Below are 18,307 nucleotides of genomic sequence, written 5' to 3' on the forward strand. Positions count from 1 at the left end.
GACATTGCGCCACACGCGCATTTGACTGAAGGGAATACGACATGCCGATGAGCATTCTGAAGATATATCCGGCCGAAGGCACTTGGGTTGTCCGCGCTGGTGGCTCTGTCATTGGCGAAAGCACCCGCGCGCTGGAACTTTTGCAGCGTGACTGGCCCTTTGTCATCTACTTCCCGCGCGAGGATATCGCAGGCGCGGTGCTGGACGCCTCCGCGCGCAAACTCGAATGTGACGACAGGGGTATGGGCGCGTTTTACCATGTCTCTAGCCCCGAAGGGTTGATCGAGAATGCGGCCTATTCCATCACCGACCCAACCGAGGAAGCCGCGCAGTTGAAGGATTACCTTGCCTTCGATGCCGGCAAGGTCACTGTCGAACGGGTCTGAGCGGTGGCGTTTCCCGAGTTCATAAACGCGCTGCCGGGGTTGGATATTCCCTTCCCGGCAGATGTGGTGCAGGCCCGCGCGGTGCAGTCGCCCGAAGGGTTGGTGGTGTTCTTCACCTTCGCGGCAGACATTGACCTGCCCGCCCATGCCCATGGCGCGCAATGGGGCACTGTGATCGCAGGGGAGATCGAGCTGACAATTGGTGAGGAAACAGCAACCCGTCGCCCCGGCGACAGTTACACCATCCCGGCAGGAGTGATCCACAGCGCGCGCATCAAGTCTGGAACCCGTGTGATCGACGTGTTTGAAGAAGCGGACCGTTACAATCTGGTCCGCTAGGCAGTCCTTAGAACGTCAGGGCCAGCGCCACGCCATAGCACCAAGGTAATTGCCGGTTTTCACGGAATTGACCGTCATTCGTTCTGGCCCGTAAGCATCGGCCCGGCGCGGCTTGCGTTCGGATTTTCCGTTCCGCGCCAACCGGATAAGCCCGGACACTGTCAGCACCAGAAACTCACCCTCGCCTTTCAGCGGGATCGTGTCGAGCGTTTGCCAGCCGGATTGAATCCCATCCTCCAGCATCTCGAACGGATCGCGGCGTTTGGGCTTTGTGTGTTTCAAGTCGTCTCCGGTGCTGGTCAATTCTTTCAGTCAATATACATATGCAGTCTATTGCATTGAAACAAGTGCCAGACCTTTCAGAAGCCTTCGAGCGGCTGTGATGGTCACACTTTCAGCATCTCGAACCGCACCCGCGCGACGGGCAAGCCCCAGCGCGTCACCACTGCATCGTTGATAACGCGCCCATTCGGGCCGAAATAGATCACATCCTCGAAGCCAAGCCGCGTGACCTCGCCGCTGGCGTCGAAATCGGCCGTGTAGGACAGACGAATCTCGGTGCCGGTCTCGACCACCTCTGCCACGCCCACTGTGTCTTCGCGCCGTCCGGTCCAGCGGCCCGGTCCCGCACGGTCGAACACCCATGTCAGGCGATTTTCCTCACCATCGTCATAGATGAAATCTTCGACCACGGTCAGCCGATCGCCTTGCAACTGCCCATCCAGCCGCGCGCGGAAGCGGCGTTCGGACCCGGTCAGATCCACCCGGAACACACCCGCGCCCACCGCGCGGCCCGCGAAAGCCTGTTCCAGTGTAATTGGTTGCAACGGACCATCGGGGCTGGCGGGCAGGCGCGAACAACCTGCAAGAGCCAGCGATCCAACAATAAGCGAACGACGTGTCAGCAACATGGGGGCGACCTTTCCTCGGTTTGACCAAAGCTAAGGCGCGCGGCCAGTTTGACCAGCTTTAGCGCCGTGCTGCCAAGGCATCGTCAAGCACCGCGCGCAACGCATCGCCCGGCACGGTGTCGCAGACGAAGGCCGCACCAATATCGCGCGCAAGAATAAAGCGCAGCCGTCCGTCCTGCACTTTCTTGTCCTGCCCCATTAGTGCGATCAGCGCGTCCGTGTCTGGCAAGTCGCCCGGTATATCGGCCAGATCGGTTGCCATGCCCATGGCGCGCAGATGCGCACGCACGCGGCTGGGCGTTTCCTGTGGGCAAAGACCCATCCGCGCCGACAGCTCGAAGGCCAGCGCGCAGCCAATCGCCACACCCTCGCCATGCAACAGGCGGTCGGAATAGCCGGTCGCAGCCTCCAACGCGTGACAGAAGGTATGACCAAGGTTCAGCAGCGCGCGATCGCCTTGTTCGGTTTCATCGCGCACCACGATTTCAGCCTTCATCTGCACCGAGCGAAACACGGCATATTGACGCAAGGCGTGGTCCCCCGCAGCAAGCGCGGGGCCATTGGTTTCCAGCCAGTCGAAAAACGCGGCATCGCCCAACAGACCGTATTTCACGACCTCGCCGTAACCGGCCAGAAAATCGCGGCTGGGCAGCGTGTCGAGCAGGTCAATATCCGCCAGCACCAAACTTGGCTGATGGAACGCCCCCACAAGGTTCTTGCCATGGCGCGTGTTGATCCCGGTCTTGCCACCGACAGAGCTGTCCACCTGCGCCAGAAGCGAGGTCGGCACCTGAACGAAGCGCACACCCCGGCGCAGCACGGCCGCCGCGAAGCCGCCCAGATCACCAATGACACCGCCACCCAAGGCCATGACCAGATCGCGGCGCTCGACCTTTTCGTCCAGCAACCATTCCACCGATTGCTCCAGCCCGCCCCAGTTCTTCGTGCCCTCGCCCGGTTCAAGCACAAGCGCGCTGCTATGAATATCCGCCAACGCGGTTTTCACTGTCTCCAGATGCAGCGCCGCCACGCGAGATTCGGTCAGGATCGCCACACGGTCGCGCTTGAGATGTGGCGCAAGGTAACGGGGCGCATCCGCCAACAAGCCACGCCCGATCACCACGTCATAGGCGCGGTCGCCCAACGGCACATGGACGGTTTGAACAGTCATGCTTGGTATCCTTCCAGAACATCGGGGCGCGTGGCCAGTTCCCGCAACACCGCCTGCGCCATATCGGCAATGGAATAGGTCGGGTCTGCATCGGCGATCAGATCGGCCTGCGCGTAGCAGGGCGTGCGCTCTTCCAGAAGCCGCGCCAACGTGCCGCGCGGGTCTTCGGTTTGCAGCAATGGGCGCGTGGGCTTGGCGCGCACCCGCGACCATAACAACTCCAGATCAGCCCGCAGCCAGACCGACACCCCGTCTTCATGGACGCGCGCGCGGGTTTCGGCCCGCAAAAATGCGCCCCCGCCAACCGACAATATGCCGGGGGTCGCCTGCAACAGGCGCGCGATCACCTCGGCCTCGCGGTCGCGGAAAAACGCTTCGCCGTCGCGTTCGAAAATTTCGGTCACGCTCATCTGTGCGGCGGTGACAATCGCTTCGTCCGAATCGCGGAACGGCACGCCAAGCACTTGCGCGACATGCTTGCCAATGGCGGTCTTGCCTGCGCCCATCATGCCGACCAGTACCACGGTCTTGTGCAGTTTCATGCCGAATACGCCTTTGTCATCCGCACAGGTCCAAGTTTTCATGGCCTGCCCTTGCGGGATCGTGATATTGCCACCAAGACAAAAGGAAAACCCCCCACGGTGCACCGCACGACAATGAGGGGGCAACCGGAAGGCAAGAACAGGCTCATGAAATATCTGTTGCGACTGATCTTTATCCTTGTGCTGCTCGCCGTGATTGCGGTGGTGGCCTATGCCTATGTCGGAGACTTGTCGCCAGAGCGCGCGCCGGTCTCTACCCCGCTGGAGTTGGAGGCCGGATGACCTGCCGCATCGGGGCGCTTGTTTTGGCGGCCTGTCTGCCGGTCGCGGCGCAGGGCCAGCAGGGCGCGCCCCTTTCGGCCATCGACTGGCTGGAACAGGCGCTGACACAACCTATCGGCCCCGCTGCCCCGCCACGCCAAACGATGCCGCAATCGCTGCCGGAACCAAGCGCGCAAACAGACATGCCAGCCGAAGCCGAGAGCGGCCAGATCACCTCGCGACCGTTGACAAAATCGACGCTGGACAGCACGGGTCTGTTTGCCGCCGCACGCATTGGTCTGCCGCATGATGTCTGGGGCGGCAGCACGCTCGACAACGTGATCGCCGCAATTGCCCGCCAAACCCCGGATATGGTGCCAGCCGCACAAAGGCTTCTGCTGCGGCTGCTGCTGGCGGAATTTGCACCGCCACAGCTTAACGCCGATGATATGGTCGGGCAGCTTCTGGCCGCGCGGCTGGACAAGCTGATCGAGATTGGCGCGCTGGAACAAGCCACCCAATTGCTGGAAACCGCGTCGGGGCAGACCGCGGCCCTGAATGCCCGCGCCTTCGATATCGCGTTGCTGCTGGGCGAAGAGGATCGCGCCTGCACACGCCTGCAAGGACAGCTTTTTGCCGAAAACGGCGAGGCGGCACGCATTTTCTGCTTTGCGCGTCAAGGAGAGTGGCAATCTGCTTATGCCGCCCTTGGGGCCGCCCGCGCCTTGGGCGGGCTGGACCACAGCGAAGCGGATTTGCTCGCGCGGTTTCTGGAAGAAGAGGACGGGACACCAAGTCTTGCCCCGCCCCAAGACCTGACACCGATGGGCTGGCGCATTCTGGAAGCCTTGGGCGAACCGGTTGGCACCGGCACGCTTCCCGTGGCGTTTGCCCATGCGGATTTGCGCGGCACCAGCGGATGGCGGGCGCAGATTGACGCAGCCGAACGCCTGACCCGCACCGGCGTCATGCAACCGGGCCGTCTGATGGGAATTTACACGCATCGGCGCGCCGCTGCTTCGGGCGGCGTGTGGGACCGGGTGCGCGCCGTGCAGGCCCTGGATGACGCCTTGGACCAAGGCGACACAACAGCCATCAGTGCGGCGCTGATACGCGCTTGGCCCTTGTTCGAGCAGATCGAACTGGACAGCGCCTTTGCCCGGATTGTTGCAGAGCGGATTGCGCCCCACAACCTGACTGGCACGGCCGTCATGTTGCAATGGACCGTCCTGTTGCTGGCCGAAGAGCGATTGGACCGTGCAGCACAGATCGCACCCGACACAGCCACAAGCAGGTTAGCGATGGCCTTGGCCTTGGGGGACAGTTTGCCCACCGTAAGCGTGGGCAGCATTGGTCCCGTGATCGCAGCGGCCTTTGCAGAACCTGCCCTGCCCCAGCCGCAAAGCCTGTGGCTGCGCAATGACGAGCGCGGTCGTCTGGTGCTGGATGCACTGGCCCAGATTGCCGGGGCAACACAAGGCGATATGCTGGCCGCCGAGCGCGGCTTGGCGACGCTGTTGGCGCTGGGCTTGACGCAGGATGCGCGCCAGATCGCCCTTGAACTGCTTTTGCTCGACCGGCGCGGTTAAGCATGCAGGACGATATTCGCTGGATCTCGACCTTTCTGCAAGCCACCGCGGCTGAAGCCGGGGCGGCGCGCAACACACTGATGGCCTATGGCAGAGACCTGCGCGACTTTTCCGATTGGTGCGGGCGCAAGCAGTTGGATTTCGCGACCCTTGGGCAAGACCAGATCGAGGCCTACCTGATCGACCTTGACGCGCAAGGGCTTGCCCGCGCAACCCGTGCGCGGCGCTTGGCGTCCATCCGGCAAATGTTCCGCTTCGCCTATGCCGAAGGCTGGCGCGACAATGACCCGGCCTCGCGGATTGCCGGGCCGGGCAAAGCCGCCAAGTTACCGCAAACCTTGTCCCCGTCCGAAGTGACCGCATTGCTGGATGCTGCGCGCCGCACCGGGCGCACGGATGCCGACCGCCTGCGCAACATCTGCCTGATGGAATTGCTCTATGCCACCGGGCTGCGCGTGACCGAATTGGTCAGCCTGCCGGTCAATGCCGTGCGCGGCGATCCGCGCATGATCATGGTGAACGGTAAGGGCAACAAGGACCGTATGGTGCCCCTGTCAGACCCTGCACGCACCTCGCTGACCGCATGGCTGGCGGAATGGGACCGGCAGGCAAGCAAGCTGCGCGCCGCGCGCAAACCCGAACCCAAGGCGCTGTTTCCGTCGCGCGGCAAAGCGGGCCACCTAAGCCGCGTGGGGTTCTTTTTGCTGCTGAAGGACATGGCGATCACGGCAGGGCTGGACCCGGCGCGTGTCAGCCCGCATGTGCTGCGCCATGCTTTCGCCACGCATATGCTGGAAGGCGGGGCCGATTTGCGCGCCATCCAGACGCTGCTGGGACATGCCGACATTGGCACAACAGAGATTTACACCCATGTTCTGGAAGAACGCCTTAAGGCGTTGGTGTTGGACCACCACCCGCTCTCCGATTCATGAAGGCCAGACAAGACGCCGCCGCGCGATGGCCGGGGCGGTCGCCCCCCTGCCCCAAGCGCTCCATAGTCAGGCGCATGGCAGCACGTTGGGCGGCTTGGCGGGCGGGGTCTGTCAACACGTCGCGCAGCGCGCGTGCAAGGTTTTCGGCCGTGCAGGCGCGGCCTAGGTATTCGGGCACGGCACGGGTTTCTGACACAAGGTTCACCAGCGTCACGGTATCCAGCTTAATCAAGCGCTCGGCAATGCGTTGGGTCAGCCACGCCATATCATAGCCTATGACCATGGGCGTATCATTCGCCGCCAGTTCCAGACTGACCGTGCCGGACGCGGCCAACGCCACATCCGCCGCACGAAACGCCGCGCGTTTTTGCGCCGGGTCTGTCAGAACTTGGGCTGGGATCGGCCATTTGACCACTTCTGCGCGCATCTGATCCGCTTGGGCTGCGACCGTGGGCACCAGCACCTGCGCGCCCTTTGGCAGCGCAAGTCCCAAAGCCTGCCCGAACCGGGGCGCAAGCCGGGCAATTTCCCCACCACGAGAACCGGGTAACGCCAGAACCACCGTTTCAGATTGGCGGATGGCCCGCGCCTCGGCCTCGGATGCGCGAGGGGCCGCGACAACCGGATGGCCCACGAAATCGCAAGACATGCCGGCGGCCTGCATATAAGGCGGCTCGAACGGCAACAGGGCCAGCACATGATCGACCAAGGGCGCCATGCGTGCGGCCCGTTTCGGCCGCCATGCCCAGACCGAGGGCGCCACATAATGCACCACGGGCAAATCGGGCCGCGCGGCGCGGGCGCGCTTCAGCACGCGCAGGCAGAAATCCGGGCTGTCGATGGTCACGACCAAATCGGGGCGGGTGTCGGCTATGGCTTGCGCGGTCTGCGCAATGCGACGGCGGAGCAGGGAGATACGCGGCAGCACCTCGGCCAACCCCATGACCGACAGGTCGGACATCGGGAAAAGCGAAGCCAGGCCCGCCGCCGTCATCCCCTCGCCGCCGACCCCCGCAAATTCGCAACCGGGGGCCAGATCCGCCAGCCCTGCCATAAGCGCCGCGCCAAGTGCGTCGCCTGATGGTTCACCCGCGATCAGGAAGATTTTCATGGCTCTGCCAGCAGGAACAGTCCCAATTCGTCTGCACGGGCGATCATTGCAGGCGCGTCAATCATCAGCACACCACCGGCCTTGACGGCAATCCCGCGCAACCCGGCCCTGTGCGCCCCCTCGACCGTGGCCACGCCAAGCGCGGGCAGGTCGATGCGACGGTCTTGCTCTGGCTTGGGCGCTTTGCAGAATACGCCACCTTCGGGCAACGCACCGGGGCGCAAATCGGCCAGATGCGCCAGCATCACATCGGTTCCGGGCAAAGCTTCCATAGCCAGACATTGACCGCGGGCAACGCAACAGCCTTGACCAACATCTACGGCACCCATGGCATTCAGTATGGTAAACCCGCGCGCAATGTCCTTGCGGTCCTGCGCGTTAGGGGCATGGGCGCCAAGCTGGCCCGGATCGGGCAATAGCTCGGGGCAAATATCCTGCACGCCGACCACCGTGATGCCCCATTCGTCCATCAGCGCGATCACTTCGCGCAGCGCGCCATCGTCGCCTTGGCCCATCGCTGCCATGATCCGCGGCAAAAGCTGCATCGTCGCAGGGTCCAGCAAAGCCGGGTCCAGACGCGGACGATGCACACCACCCGCAAACACAGCGCGCGTCACGCCAAGGTCAACCAGCCTGTCCAGAAATGGGACAAGGCGTTCCAGCCGAAAGCGCTCTACCCCGTCACGCGCCAAAGACAGGCTTTCAAAGCCTTCCATCTCGGCCAGCACCGGCGGCGCGTCCTCTAGCGAAAGCCGGGCGGCCACAATCTCTGGCAACGCCCCGCGCCCTGCGATCAGAACCGTCCGGATCATTGCGGACGCAGGAAATTGCGGCCAGACGTTTCCGTAAAGAACGCGGCCAGTTTCCGCACAGCATCAGAGCTGCTCTGTGTGCCCAGGTTACGCGCGGTATCCACCAACGGGGCGTCACTCTCGGCCAGAATGCGATACGCCTCGCGCAAAGCTGCGATATCCTCGCGCGACATGCCACGGCGTTTCAACCCGATCAGGTTCAGCCCGTTCAGCGTGCCATCGCTTGCGGCGACCATCCCGAACGGCATGACATCATGCGTCACGCGGCTGACCCCGCCGATAATCGCGCCCTCACCCACCCGGACGAATTGGTGAATACCCGACAGCGCGCCAACGATCACGTTGTCCTCTATCACCACATGCCCGGCGACCCCGGCATAATTGGCCAGAATCACGTTATCGCCCACCTGCGCATCATGCCCGACATGCGCCCCCGCCATGACCAGACAATTGTCGCCAACCCGTGTAACGCCGCCGCCCTGCTCTGTTCCGGTATGCAACGTGGCATTTTCGCGAATGCGGCAATTGCGCCCGATGACCAGCCGCGTGCGCTCTCCGGCATATTTCAGGTCTTGCGGCACCTCGCCAACCGACGCGAAAGAAAAGATCGTGCAGCCCGCGCCAATCTCGGTCCAGCCGGTAACATGCGCGTGGGGTTTGACCGTCACATTCTCTGCAAGCGTAACCTCTGGGCCAATGATGGCGAAGGGGCCGATAGCACAGCCCGCGCCAATACGCGCGCCCTCTTCCACCACCGCCATCGGGTGAACCGTTGCACTTGGGTCGATTGCTGACATGGCTTTGCCTTTATGCCGTCGCCGAGGCGTCGATCATCGCCGCGAATTCGGCTTGGGCCGCGACCTGTCCGTCGACCATTGCCGTGCCTTCGAATTTCCAGATCTTGGTCGACCCGCGCAGCACTTTCACATGCAATTCCAGCACATCGCCGGGCACCACTTTGCGCCGGAACTTCGCCTTGTCGATGGACATGAAATACACCAACGGGGCTTTTTCCCCGAAACCGATAGTCAGGCCCACCAGAACGGCGGCAGTCTGTGCCATCGCTTCCACAATGGTCACGCCGGGCATAATCGGCGCGCCGGGGAAATGGCCTTGGAAATGCGGCTCGTTAAAGGTGACGTTCTTGATGCCCACGGCACTTTCGCGGGCCACTACGTCGCGCACCTTGTCCACCAGCAGAAACGGGTAGCGGTGCGGAATGATTTTCATGATCGTGGCCAGATCGGCCTCTGTGGCGTGCGGGGTCTCAGACATGGTCATCCTTTGGCAAAACGGCACGGGTGCTCGCGCTTAGCAAGCTGGGGCGCGGCTGGCAAGGCGTGGTCACGGCACGGTCAGCGGGAATGGCGGCGCGCCGCCGTCCCCCAAGGCGTCATCTATCGCCTCTATCGCGGCACCGGTCATGTCCATTTCGGGAATGCCGATAATCACCGCACGCGCTGCGATCAGGATTTGCGCGCCTTCCTCTTGCAAGACCTGCTGAAGAATAGCGCCGGTCCGCGCAAAAAAGCGACGACGCTCGGATTCCTCGAATTGAGAGAAGCGTGCGAGCTTTTGGGCCTGATCCTGACGGATCGTGTCTGCGCGCTGGTCGAATGCTTCGGCCTGCGCGCGAAACTCTTCCGGCGAGAGCGTTTCCCGCAATCCGGTCAGTTCCTCTTCCCGCGCGGTCAACTCGGCCAGCAAGGCCGCGTTCTCGTCCTCCAACGCGCGCGAGGCGGCATCGATCTCTGCCTGAACACGCTGCCCGAAGCGCGAATCGCGGAACAGCCGTTCTTCATCGACGCTGCGCAGAACCAACCCGTCCCCGAGCGCGGCGCCAACCGTTTCGCCCAACGAAAAGCCCGGTCCTTGCTGCGCCATAGATGCGGTCGCAAGGCCAAACCCTGCGACCGCGCTGAGTATCATCATCCGCAGCCGATGCATCCTTAGAAAGTGGACACGATCGAGAAGTCGAAATTCTGCGACTCGTCATATGGCTGCTTCTTTAGCGGACGCGAGACGTCGAAGCGTAGCGGACCAAGCGGGCTGTCCCAGAACAGCGACACGCCCAGCGTGGCGCGCAGGTGACGGCTGGCAGAATCGCTGGTTCCGTCTGATGTGTTAATATCAGTGATTGGACGACCATTGATCCCATCCACGCCCCAGACGCTGCCGATATCGGCGAAAACACCACCGCTCAGCCCGTATTCTTCGGGCAGGCCCAGTGGGAATTGCGCTTCCAACGACACGACAGCGTAGCGCGTGCCACCCAGCACGTCATTGGCAGCAGAGGCGAAGTCGCGCGGACCGGAATCACCGGCAGCAAAACCGCGCATGACATTGGCCAGCTGGAACCGGTCGCGATACCTCGACTGCCCGTCGATCATATGCAACAAACCGACCCGGCCATCGGCCTTCAGCGTCACGTTTTCATTCAGCACGGCCATTTCGTAGCCAACGCGCGCCTCTGACTTCAGGAAGCGACGGTTTTGGTTGCCGACGCCCAGATCCTGCGTCCAGGAAAAGATCCAGCCGCGCGACGGATCGACACCGCGATTGCGGGTGTCGTGGGTGTAGGTGAACCCCAACGTGCCGGTAATGCTTGTGCCGCCAACTTGGTCGTCGATAAGGCGAAGGGAGTCCTTGCGGGTCACGCCATCAGCCTCAAACTCTTGTAGCCCCGTCAGTTTCTCCGCCAACAAGCCCTGACGCACGGTCAAGCGCCCGTATTCACTCACCGGGAAGCCGAGCGAATTGTTCAGGAACGCTTCGCGCGTGTCGAAATTCGCGTTGAAACTAGAGGTTTCGCGGTAGCCAAGCGAGAAGGAATAGGCAAGGTCGCGGCCCAGCAGCGCCGGTTCGGTGAAGGACACCGAAATGTCGCGCGATCCTTTGACCGTGTTGAAGCTGGCGGCAAACTGCTGCCCACGGCCAAGGAAGTTCTGCTCGGCGAAGGAGATGCCAAAACCGATGCCTTGCTGCGCGCCGTAGCTGACAGAGAAACCCAAAGACCCTGTGGTGGTTTCTTCCACCTCGACATCCACAATGGCCTGATCCGGCGTAGAGCCTGCGCGCGGTTCAACCGACGAGTCCGCAAAATACCCCAGCGCACGAATACGCTCTGCGGCTTCGCGAATTTTGCGCGGGTTCAAAGGGTCACCCTCTGCCACGCGGAACTGACGGCGGATCACCTCGTCACGCGTGGTGGTGTTGCCCTGAATGTCGATCCGCTCGACAAAGATACGCTCGCCCCGCACGATGGCGAATTCCACGTCAACGCGGCCATTGGTGTTGTCACGGGTAAAGCGCGGTTCGGCGCGGATAAACCGCAGCCCACGGCTTTCAGCCAGACTTTCCATTCGGGCGATGTTCATCTCCAACGTGCTTGGCGCAAAGATATCGCCCGGGCGCACGCGCAGCTCGCGTTCGTAATCGGCCGGGTCAATGCCATCGACTTCGCTGACGACAGAAACCTCTCCGAAGCGGAATTGCTCCCCTTCGCGCAGGTTGAACGTCAGGAAGAACCGGTCGCGTTCGCGCGCCAGTTCCGGCGTTACCGACAGGATCTCGAAGTCGATGTAACCGCGCGCCAGATAGAAATCCGACAGTAGCTGACGGTCCAGCGCGATGCGTTCGGCCACGAATGTGTCGCGCTGGATAACCCGGCGCAGAATGCCAGCTTGCTTTGTGTTCAGCACATTACGCAGCCGGTAGCTTGAAAAGGCGCGGTTGCCGACGAAGGACAGGCGCTCGATCTCGACCACGTCACCTTCGCGCACAACGAAGGCCAGATCGACACGGTTGTTGCCGCGCGGCAGGATCTGGGGCGTGACTTCGGCGGCGGTGCGCCCGCGTTGAGCGTAAAGCTCTGCGATGGCGCGGGCATCTGCTTCAATCACGTTGGGCGACAGCACACGGCCCGCGCGCACTTGCACCGCCTCGGCCAGAACTTCGTCATCAATGCGGCGGTTGCCCTCGAAATTCACCACACCAATAACGGGGTATTCCACAACTTCTATCAGCAGACTGTTGCCGCGCGGCGTAAGCTCTACGCTTTCAAACAGGCCCGATGCCGTCAGATTGCCAAAGGCGGCGCTGACTTGGGCTGCGGTCACGGTTTGGCCCACACCGATTCTTGCCACGCTGAGGATGGTAGAATCGTCTACACGGACATTTCCGTCGATTTCAATGCTGGAAAACTGGTAGCTCTGGGCCACGGCAGCACTGGGCACCGTGAAAGAACCTACTGACAACAAACAAAAAACCATCACAGAGAAGAAGCGCAGGCGCTGTGCCATACCCCCCTTGCGCGATGGCAGCATCCTAAAGATTCCGCGCATTTCGGGCCCCGTTTTACCGCATTATTTTGGCATTGTGACTAGCGACTAAGCGCGGGGTTGTCAAAGCAAAGACCCGGCCAAGGGCCGGGCGTGAAAGCGGAGTGACCATGCGGCACCGAAACCTGCCCTTGGAATACGCAAGCCGCACCTGAACGGTGCGGCGTGTGTAAGCACGGCGACAGACTGGCGCGTCAGGGGGTAATCATGATCGGGCCATGCCCAAGCTGGATAGCAATGAAGCTGGCCAAACCCATCGCCAACGCGACCAATAGGGAGACCAGAACCCGGTCGCCGATCCGCGACCAAAGCAGCCTGATATTGTTGAACTCTGCATCCAGATAAGCCATGTGCGCCTCCATTCAGAGCCTTGGATATGCTGGGCAATCTCGGCAGGAATGTGGCGAGCGCGTGGCGTTTTCAAGGGCACGCCCCTTAGCAGGTCAAGTCGTTGAACAGCGCAAACAGGAACAAGGTCAGAACCAGCGCCATGCCCAGCGTCATTAGCACGCGCACGGCCTGATCGCTGGCGGGCCGGCGAGCCACGGCCTCGTAGGCGTGGAACATCAAGTGCCCCCCGTCAAGCGGCGGAATCGGGAACAGGTTCAGAAAGCCGATGGCCACCGAAATGACGCCCAGGAACCAGATGAATTCGACCAGACCGTCCGAGGCTTTGGCAACCGAGGCTTCGGCAATACCGATGGGACTGGACAAGTTACAGGTGCTGATCTGGCCGACGATCATGTAATACAGCCCCTCGACAGAGGTGCGGGTGATTGTCCAGAGTTGGCTGGCCGCTATGCTTGCGGTTTCCAGAAGGCCGGGCGTGCGCGTGCCATAGTCGAACACCGCGCCAGAACTCAGGCCAATCAGATAGCGCGTTTCAAACCCGCCTTCGGGCAAAGGCAGGTCGGTGCTGCGTGGCACCAGCGTCAGGGCCAGTTCGTTGCCGCTGCGCCAGACCGTCAGGTCAAGCGCCGCGCCTTCGGAGGCCGCGACTTTCTCTCGCAATTCGTTGAAGGTGGCGATGTCGGACCCGTCGATCGCGGTAATCACATCCCCCGGCTGCATTCGCGCATCGCGCGCCGCCGATTTCATGGCGACTGCCCCGGCGAGTGGCGGCATTGGGTGCGGACCAGTGACCTGAAGTTGCTGACCGTCGCGCAGGACCGTGTAGTCCAGCACGGCTTGCGCGGGCAGATTTTCCGACGCGCGCAGGAAATCCGAGAGGGTTTCGGTCTGAATACCGCCCACCGACAGAATTCGGTCGCCCTGTTGCAGACCAAATGGCGCGGCGGGCAATTCGGTGATCTCGCCCACCACGGGTTCATCAACCGCGATGCCTTCGTAAAGCAACAGCCCCGCGAACACGACGAAGGCGAAGATGAAGTTAAACACCGGCCCTGCTGCCACGGTCGCCGCGCGCGCCCAAAGCGGCGCGCCATGCATGGTGCGGCGACGCTCCGCCGCGTTTAGCCCCGACATGGCGTCGTCATCCCTGCCGGATGTCGCACCGGAATCGCCTGCGAATTTGACATAGCCACCCAAAGGAATGGCCGCGAATTGCCAGACCGTGCCGCGCTTATCGGTGCGCTTGGCCAACACCGGGCCAAAACCGATGGAAAACACATCGGCATGAATACCCGACCAGCGCCCAACGATGTAATGGCCGTATTCGTGCACCGCCACGATTATGGATAGCACCACGACGAAGGCCGCGATGGTTGCAAAGAAATTGCCGAAATCGGGCAAGAGGCCGAGTGCGTCCAAGAGGAATGTCCTTCAATCTAGTCGTATCAGGCCAGTCGCGCCGCGATATCGCGCGCTGTCACCCTAGCCAAGTGGTCCATCTGTTGCACGGTTTCAAGCGCGCATACCGGCGCAGTCAGGCGAGAATCGGTCAAAAGCGTGTCAATCGTACGGTCGACCAGCTCTGCCATTTGCAAAAACCGTAGCCGACCGGCGATGAATTCATCAAGGGCCACCTCTTTGGCGGCATTAAACACGGCCCCGGCATGGCCCCGCAAGTCCATGACCTGCTGTGCCAGCCGCAGCGCGGGGAAGCGGGCAGGGTCCGGGGCTTCGAAGGTCAGTTGCCCCATGGCGGCAAGGTCCAGCCGCGCCACGGGCAGCGCGGCGCGCTCGGGCCAGTTCAGCGCATAGCCGATGGCGTGGCGCATATCTGGCACACCCAGATGCGCCATCAGCGCCCCGTCCCGAAACCCCACCAGCGCATGGATGGTCGATTGCGGATGCACCAGGACTTCGATCTGCGCGGGGTTTAGCCCGAAAAATTCGCGCGTTTCGATCAGTTCCAGCGCCTTGTTGAACAGGGTCGCGCTGTCGATGGTAATACGCTGCCCCATCGACCAGTTCGGGTGCGTCTGCGCCTGCGCCAGCGTTGCGCCCTCAAGCTGCGATTTGCTCCATGTGCGGAACGGCCCCCCGGAGGCGGTGATAATCACGCGCTCGACCGCCGCCATATCTTCGCCCACAAGCGCCTGAAACACGGCCGAATGCTCAGAATCGACCGGCAGGATGCGCGCTCCGTGACGGGCGGCTTCGGACATCAGCAAAGGCCCGGCGGTGACAAGCGACTCCTTGTTGGCCAACGCCAGCGTCGCCCCTTGGGCGAGGGCGCGAAAGCCCGGCTCCAACCCCGCCGCGCCTACGATTGCGGACATGACCCAGTCTGCGGGGCGGCTTGCGGCATCTATCAGCGCTTGGGTGCCTGCCGCGACCTCTGTGCCGCTGCCCGCAAGTGCAGCGCGCAAATCATCAAGGCAGTCGTCATAGGCAGTCACGGCCAGTTCTGCGCGCAACTCGCGCGCTTGCTGAGCCAGCCGCGCCACATTCCGCCCGCCGGTCAGGGCCACGGTCTGAATGTCGGGGCGCGCGCGCAACAGGTCGAACGTGCTTTCGCCAATCGACCCGGTGGACCCGAAAACCGAAACCCGCATCAGACCCCCAGCAAGCCGGTTTGCGCCAGCACCAATTCTACCAACGCCGCAGCAACAAGCGCATCGAACCGGTCCATCACGCCGCCATGGCCGGGGATAAGGTTAGAACTGTCCTTCACGCCTGCGTGCCGCTTGATCGCGCTTTCGACAATGTCACCTGCTTGCCCGGCCATCGTGATAAGGACGGACGCGAAAATCAGCCCTGCCCCGGCCCCCAAAAGCGGCATGAACACAAACGCGATGCCAACTGCCACCACCCAGCCTGCTACCGTGCCCGACCAAGTTTTCTTGGGGCTGACCCGTGACCACAATTTAGGGCCGCCAAAGATACGGCCGGCGAAATAGCCCGCCACGTCAGAGCCGACCACCAGCGCGACCAACCACAGCACCCAGAGCGCGCCATAGTCTCCGCGCAGCACGATCAGCCCCAAGCCCGCAAACAGGATCAGCACGATATAGGCACCGGCAACCGCGCGATCTTTGGGAAAGCGCCAGGCCATCAGCGCCGCAACCAGCAATGTCAGCCCTAAAAGGGCAGCACCATCAAAGCGCCACGCAAACACTGCCAGCACCACGGCGGCTGTAAAACCAGCGGCCTCGGCCTTGCCGAAGGGTGCGTCAGTGTCCAGCATACGGGTCAGTTCCCACACCATCAGCCCCGACAGCACGCAGACCAGCCCGATGAAGATCGGCCCGCCAAGCCAGATTGCCCCGGCGCCAAGCCCGGCCATGGCCGCACCGGACAAAGCCCGCGCGCGCAGATCGTTAAACTCCGCCACCGCTATTTCACCCCGCCAAAGCGACGTTCCCGCAGCCCGTATTCGTGCAGAATATCGGCCATCGCCTGTGGCGTGAAATCCGGCCATAACGTGGGCGTGAATACATATTCCGAATACGCCGCTTGCCAGAGCAAATAATTCGACACCCGCGTTTCGCCAGAGGTTCGCACAACCAGGTCAGGGTCCGGAAGTTCGGACGTGTCGAGATACTGCGCAAAATTCTGATCGGTGATCGTGGCCGGGTCCAGTTGGCCGGCCGCCACGTCGCGCGCGGCGGCGCGAACGGCCCGCGTTATCTCATCCCGGCCGCCATAATTGATCGCAACCGTCAGGTGCACGCGGTCATTCTTGGCTGTATCTTTTTCGACCCAGTCAAACAGCGCCTGCAATTTCGGATCAAGCCGCTTGCGGTCGCCGATGATGCGCATTCGCACGCCTTCGCGGTTCATCCGTCCCGCCTCGCGCTTGATGTAGCGCCCGAACAGCGACATCAGCCCCAGCACTTCTTCGGTCGAGCGTTTCCAGTTTTCTGTCGAGAACGCGTAAAGCGTAAGGTAGCGAATGCCGATCGCCGGGCAGGCATCAACCAATTCGCGCACACGCTCGGCCCCTTTGCGGTGGCCCACAAGGCGTGGCCAGCTACGGTTCTGCGCCCAGCGGCCATTGCCATCCATAATGACCGCGACATGCAGCCGGTTCTGCATGGCAGGATCTTCGGAGTCGTCGCTGCGTTGGTCGAATGTCATGGAGAAATGCCTGTTGCCGAAATGGTCGCGCGGCCGTCAGACCTGCATGATCTCTTCTTGCTTGTTGTCGAGTGCGGCATCCACTTTGCCGATATAGGCATTGGTCAATTCCTGAATTTCCTCTGACCAAAGCTTCTGTTCATCCTCGGACATGCCAGCGGCCTTGGCTTTTTTCAGCTGGTCCATACCGTCGCGGCGGATGTTGCGGACGGCCACACGGGCATGTTCGGCGTATTGCGCAGCGACCTTGCTCAGCTCGCGGCGGCGCTCCTCGTTCAGTTCCGGGATTGGCAGCATGATGATGGTGCCGTTCAGTTGCGGATTAATCCCCAGACCAGATTCGCGGATGGCCTTTTCAACCTTCCCGACAAGCGACTTGTCCCAGACATTGATCGTGACCATGCGCGACTCTGGCACATTTACGGTGCCAACCTGGTTGATGGGCGTGTTCTGGCCATATGCATCAACCATGATCGGATCGAGCATGGACGCAGAGCCGCGCCCCGTGCGCAGCGATGCAAATTCGGTTTTCAGCGCGCCCATGGCACCTTCCATGCGGCGCTTCAGATCGTCCAGATCAATCTCGATTTCGTCAGACATGCCTGTTAGGTTCCTCTTTTCAGGCGCAACACGGTTTCGCCACGCCTTTTGATACAGAAAATATGCAAGCTATGGTAGCCCGCGTTAGCTGTGGACGATGGTATGTGGCCCTTCGCCCGCCAAGATGCCCCGGAAGCCGCCCGGCTGATCCAGCCCAAATACAATGATGGGCAGGTTATTGTCGCGCGCCAGCGCCAATGCGCTGGTATCCATGACCTTCAGGTTACGCGACAGAGCCTCATCATAGCTGATCCGGTCGTAACGCCTGGCATCAGGGTTGGTGCGCGGGTCCATATCGTAAACCCCGTCCACGCCATTCTTGCCCATGAAGATCGCGTCGCAGGCCATTTCACTGGCGCGCAGCGCTGCGGCTGTGTCAGTGGTGAAATACGGGTTGCCGGTGCCCGCGGTGAAAACGCAGACGCGCTTCTTTTCCAGATGTCGCACAGCGCGGCGGCGAATGTAGGGCTCGCAGATCTGGTCCATCGGAATGGCGCTAATCACGCGGGTGAAAACCCCAACGCTTTCCAGCGCGGCCTGCATGGCAAGCGCATTCATGACCGTGGCCAGCATTCCCATATAATCGGCGGTGGTGCGTTCCATGCCTTGGGCAGAGCCTTGCAGACCGCGAAAGATATTGCCGCCGCCGATGACCATACAGACCTCGACGCCCATGTCGTGAACCGATTTCACCTCTTCGGCAATGCGCGCCACGGTCGGCGGATGCAGCCCGTATCCCTGATCGCCCATCAGCGCCTCGCCCGAGACTTTGAGCATGACACGCTTATACTGCGGGCCGTCGGCATGGGCGGGATCGGTCATCGGGGT

The 18,307-nt window shown here is 62.1% G+C and carries 22 protein-coding genes; 5 read left to right on the plus strand and 17 right to left on the minus strand.

Annotated features, from left to right (window positions below):
- Window positions 1-41: 41 nt before the first annotated feature.
- On the plus strand, window positions 42-386 hold the full coding sequence (locus M3N55_RS07000) for a DUF427 domain-containing protein (RefSeq protein WP_346429260.1): 345 nt from the start codon (window positions 42-44) through the stop codon (window positions 384-386).
- A gap of 3 nt (window positions 387-389) precedes the next feature.
- Entirely contained in the window at window positions 390-725 is a 336-nt protein-coding gene (locus tag M3N55_RS07005) for a cupin domain-containing protein (RefSeq protein ID WP_249057786.1), read from the plus strand.
- A gap of 15 nt (window positions 726-740) precedes the next feature.
- Here M3N55_RS07005 and M3N55_RS07010 read toward each other — a convergent pair whose 3' ends face one another.
- The 4 genes from M3N55_RS07010 to M3N55_RS07025 all read right to left on the minus strand — a co-directional run bounded on the left by M3N55_RS07010 (window position 741) and on the right by M3N55_RS07025 (window position 3,391).
- The gene (locus M3N55_RS07010) at window positions 741-1,007 is read right to left on the minus strand and encodes a hypothetical protein (protein ID WP_249057788.1); all 267 of its coding nucleotides are present in this window, start codon (window positions 1,005-1,007) and stop codon (window positions 741-743) included.
- Window positions 1,008-1,111: 104 nt separating this feature from the next.
- Window positions 1,112-1,636, minus strand: a complete 525-nt coding sequence (locus tag M3N55_RS07015; protein WP_249057790.1) for a DUF3833 family protein — start codon at window positions 1,634-1,636, stop codon at window positions 1,112-1,114.
- 58 nt (window positions 1,637-1,694) lie between these two features.
- Window positions 1,695-2,807, minus strand: a complete 1,113-nt coding sequence (aroB, locus tag M3N55_RS07020; RefSeq protein ID WP_249057792.1) for a 3-dehydroquinate synthase — start codon at window positions 2,805-2,807, stop codon at window positions 1,695-1,697.
- The gene (locus M3N55_RS07025) at window positions 2,804-3,391 is read right to left on the minus strand and encodes a shikimate kinase (protein ID WP_249057793.1); all 588 of its coding nucleotides are present in this window, start codon (window positions 3,389-3,391) and stop codon (window positions 2,804-2,806) included. The genes aroB and M3N55_RS07025 overlap by 4 nt, the downstream gene beginning before the upstream one ends.
- Before the next feature lie 105 nt (window positions 3,392-3,496).
- On the opposite strand from M3N55_RS07025, the gene M3N55_RS16700 reads away from it, so the two are divergent.
- Genes M3N55_RS16700 through M3N55_RS07035 form a run of 3 tightly spaced genes read left to right on the plus strand, consistent with a single transcriptional unit; the run spans window position 3,497 to window position 6,131 of the window.
- On the plus strand, window positions 3,497-3,631 hold the full coding sequence (locus M3N55_RS16700) for a hypothetical protein (RefSeq protein ID WP_283163901.1): 135 nt from the start codon (window positions 3,497-3,499) through the stop codon (window positions 3,629-3,631).
- On the plus strand, window positions 3,628-5,199 hold the full coding sequence (locus M3N55_RS07030; RefSeq protein WP_249057795.1) for a hypothetical protein: 1,572 nt from the start codon (window positions 3,628-3,630) through the stop codon (window positions 5,197-5,199). Before M3N55_RS16700 ends, M3N55_RS07030 begins: the two co-directional genes overlap by 4 nt.
- Before the next feature lie 2 nt (window positions 5,200-5,201).
- A complete protein-coding gene (locus M3N55_RS07035) occupies window positions 5,202-6,131 on the plus strand; it encodes a tyrosine recombinase (protein WP_249057796.1) in 930 nt (309 codons plus the stop codon).
- Here the strand turns inward: M3N55_RS07035 and lpxB are convergent.
- The 13 genes from lpxB to pyrH all read right to left on the minus strand — a co-directional run bounded on the left by lpxB (window position 6,088) and on the right by pyrH (window position 18,301).
- Window positions 6,088-7,242, minus strand: coding sequence for a lipid-A-disaccharide synthase (lpxB, locus tag M3N55_RS07040; protein WP_249057798.1), 1,155 nt, complete (start codon window positions 7,240-7,242; stop codon window positions 6,088-6,090). The genes M3N55_RS07035 and lpxB overlap by 44 nt on opposite strands.
- Window positions 7,239-8,054, minus strand: a complete 816-nt coding sequence (locus M3N55_RS07045; protein WP_249057800.1) for an LpxI family protein — start codon at window positions 8,052-8,054, stop codon at window positions 7,239-7,241. The genes lpxB and M3N55_RS07045 overlap by 4 nt, the downstream gene beginning before the upstream one ends.
- Window positions 8,051-8,851, minus strand: coding sequence for an acyl-ACP--UDP-N-acetylglucosamine O-acyltransferase (lpxA, locus tag M3N55_RS07050; RefSeq protein WP_249057801.1), 801 nt, complete (start codon window positions 8,849-8,851; stop codon window positions 8,051-8,053). The genes M3N55_RS07045 and lpxA overlap by 4 nt, the downstream gene beginning before the upstream one ends.
- 10 nt (window positions 8,852-8,861) lie before the next feature.
- Window positions 8,862-9,329, minus strand: a complete 468-nt coding sequence (gene fabZ / locus M3N55_RS07055; RefSeq protein ID WP_249057803.1) for a 3-hydroxyacyl-ACP dehydratase FabZ — start codon at window positions 9,327-9,329, stop codon at window positions 8,862-8,864.
- 69 nt (window positions 9,330-9,398) lie between these two features.
- On the minus strand, window positions 9,399-9,986 hold the full coding sequence (locus M3N55_RS07060; RefSeq protein ID WP_249057805.1) for an OmpH/Skp family outer membrane protein: 588 nt from the start codon (window positions 9,984-9,986) through the stop codon (window positions 9,399-9,401).
- Between the two features lie 17 nt (window positions 9,987-10,003).
- A complete protein-coding gene (bamA, locus tag M3N55_RS07065) occupies window positions 10,004-12,289 on the minus strand; it encodes an outer membrane protein assembly factor BamA (RefSeq protein WP_249057807.1) in 2,286 nt (761 codons plus the stop codon).
- A gap of 299 nt (window positions 12,290-12,588) precedes the next feature.
- Window positions 12,589-12,744 (minus strand): hypothetical protein, encoded by a 156-nt coding sequence (locus M3N55_RS07070; RefSeq protein WP_249057809.1) that lies wholly within the window; start codon window positions 12,742-12,744, stop codon window positions 12,589-12,591.
- A gap of 85 nt (window positions 12,745-12,829) precedes the next feature.
- Window positions 12,830-14,164 carry an RIP metalloprotease RseP gene (gene rseP, locus M3N55_RS07075; RefSeq protein WP_249057810.1) on the minus strand — a complete coding sequence of 445 codons (1,335 nt, stop codon included), beginning with the start codon at window positions 14,162-14,164 and terminating at the stop codon, window positions 12,830-12,832.
- 26 nt (window positions 14,165-14,190) lie between these two features.
- Window positions 14,191-15,357 (minus strand): 1-deoxy-D-xylulose-5-phosphate reductoisomerase, encoded by a 1,167-nt coding sequence (dxr, locus tag M3N55_RS07080; protein ID WP_249057886.1) that lies wholly within the window; start codon window positions 15,355-15,357, stop codon window positions 14,191-14,193.
- Entirely contained in the window at window positions 15,354-16,133 is a 780-nt protein-coding gene (locus M3N55_RS07085; protein WP_249057812.1) for a phosphatidate cytidylyltransferase, read from the minus strand. Before M3N55_RS07085 ends, dxr begins: the two co-directional genes overlap by 4 nt.
- A gap of 2 nt (window positions 16,134-16,135) precedes the next feature.
- A complete protein-coding gene (gene uppS, locus M3N55_RS07090) occupies window positions 16,136-16,879 on the minus strand; it encodes a polyprenyl diphosphate synthase (RefSeq protein ID WP_249057814.1) in 744 nt (247 codons plus the stop codon).
- 36 nt (window positions 16,880-16,915) lie between these two features.
- Window positions 16,916-17,479 carry a ribosome recycling factor gene (gene frr, locus M3N55_RS07095; RefSeq protein ID WP_249057815.1) on the minus strand — a complete coding sequence of 188 codons (564 nt, stop codon included), beginning with the start codon at window positions 17,477-17,479 and terminating at the stop codon, window positions 16,916-16,918.
- Between the two features lie 84 nt (window positions 17,480-17,563).
- Window positions 17,564-18,301: a UMP kinase gene (pyrH, locus tag M3N55_RS07100; protein ID WP_249057817.1), complete on the minus strand. Its 738-nt coding sequence runs from the start codon at window positions 18,299-18,301 to the stop codon at window positions 17,564-17,566.
- Window positions 18,302-18,307: the final 6 nt, after the last annotated feature.

This window comes from Roseinatronobacter domitianus, from assembly GCF_023336755.1.
GTDB classification, from domain to species: Bacteria; Pseudomonadota; Alphaproteobacteria; order Rhodobacterales; family Rhodobacteraceae; genus Roseinatronobacter; species Roseinatronobacter domitianus.

Excerpts from the sequence above, each read along its gene's own strand:
- M3N55_RS07000 (WP_346429260.1), top strand. The coding sequence starts at position 42 with ATGCCGATGAGCATTCTGAAGATATATCCGGCCGAAGGCACTTGGGTT.
- M3N55_RS07015 (WP_249057790.1), bottom strand. The coding sequence starts at position 1,636 with ATGTTGCTGACACGTCGTTCGCTTATTGTTGGATCGCTGGCTCTTGCA.
- aroB (WP_249057792.1), bottom strand. The coding sequence starts at position 2,807 with ATGACTGTTCAAACCGTCCATGTGCCGTTGGGCGACCGCGCCTATGAC.
- M3N55_RS07025 (WP_249057793.1), bottom strand. The coding sequence starts at position 3,391 with ATGAAAACTTGGACCTGTGCGGATGACAAAGGCGTATTCGGCATGAAA.
- M3N55_RS16700 (WP_283163901.1), top strand. The coding sequence starts at position 3,497 with ATGAAATATCTGTTGCGACTGATCTTTATCCTTGTGCTGCTCGCCGTG.
- M3N55_RS07030 (WP_249057795.1), top strand. The coding sequence starts at position 3,628 with ATGACCTGCCGCATCGGGGCGCTTGTTTTGGCGGCCTGTCTGCCGGTC.
- M3N55_RS07035 (WP_249057796.1), top strand. The coding sequence starts at position 5,202 with ATGCAGGACGATATTCGCTGGATCTCGACCTTTCTGCAAGCCACCGCG.
- lpxB (WP_249057798.1), bottom strand. The coding sequence starts at position 7,242 with ATGAAAATCTTCCTGATCGCGGGTGAACCATCAGGCGACGCACTTGGC.
- M3N55_RS07045 (WP_249057800.1), bottom strand. The coding sequence starts at position 8,054 with ATGATCCGGACGGTTCTGATCGCAGGGCGCGGGGCGTTGCCAGAGATT.
- lpxA (WP_249057801.1), bottom strand. The coding sequence starts at position 8,851 with ATGTCAGCAATCGACCCAAGTGCAACGGTTCACCCGATGGCGGTGGTG.
- fabZ (WP_249057803.1), bottom strand. The coding sequence starts at position 9,329 with ATGTCTGAGACCCCGCACGCCACAGAGGCCGATCTGGCCACGATCATG.
- M3N55_RS07060 (WP_249057805.1), bottom strand. The coding sequence starts at position 9,986 with ATGATGATACTCAGCGCGGTCGCAGGGTTTGGCCTTGCGACCGCATCT.
- M3N55_RS07070 (WP_249057809.1), bottom strand. The coding sequence starts at position 12,744 with ATGGCTTATCTGGATGCAGAGTTCAACAATATCAGGCTGCTTTGGTCG.
- uppS (WP_249057814.1), bottom strand. The coding sequence starts at position 16,879 with ATGACATTCGACCAACGCAGCGACGACTCCGAAGATCCTGCCATGCAG.
- frr (WP_249057815.1), bottom strand. The coding sequence starts at position 17,479 with ATGTCTGACGAAATCGAGATTGATCTGGACGATCTGAAGCGCCGCATG.
- pyrH (WP_249057817.1), bottom strand. The coding sequence starts at position 18,301 with ATGACCGATCCCGCCCATGCCGACGGCCCGCAGTATAAGCGTGTCATG.